The sequence below is a fragment of the Arthrobacter humicola genome, from assembly GCF_022803015.1.
GTDB classification, from domain to species: Bacteria; Actinomycetota; Actinomycetes; order Actinomycetales; family Micrococcaceae; genus Arthrobacter; species Arthrobacter humicola_A.
Genome location: NZ_JAFKON010000056.1, coordinates 1 through 400 on the forward strand (window position 1 = coordinate 1; position 400 = coordinate 400).

Genomic DNA, 400 nt, shown 5'->3' on the forward strand with positions numbered 1-400 from the left:
GACGTAGCCCGCGGCGCCGGCCATGATCGCCGCGAACAGCGCCTCGTCGTCGTCGTACGACGTCAGGATGAGGGCGTTGATCGTCGGGTCGATCGCGCGCACGGTGCGGCAGACCTCGATGCCCGAGCCGTCGGGCAGCCGCGCGTCGAGCACGGCCACGTCCGGACGCAGCGCGGGGATCCGCGCCGCCGCCTCCGTGGCGGAGGCCGATTCACCCACCACCACGATGTCCTCCTGCTGCTCGAGCAGGAACTTGAGGCCCTCCCGCACGACGTCGTGGTCGTCGAGGAGGTAGATGCGGATCGGGTCTGCCATGGGCCCATTCCACCAGATCGGCCGGTGCGCACCGCGCTGCTGCCGCAAACCTCACGACATCTCCCCGGATTCTCCGGTCTGGAGC

General features: G+C 70.2%; 1 protein-coding gene. It reads right to left on the bottom strand.

The genetic code is table 11. The annotated features are described in order from the left end of the window. Positions 1-315 (bottom strand): response regulator (locus tag ARTB_RS21425; protein ID WP_243182284.1); only part of this gene is annotated, 315 nt, incomplete at its 3' end. Between the last annotated feature and the right edge of the window lie 85 nt (positions 316-400).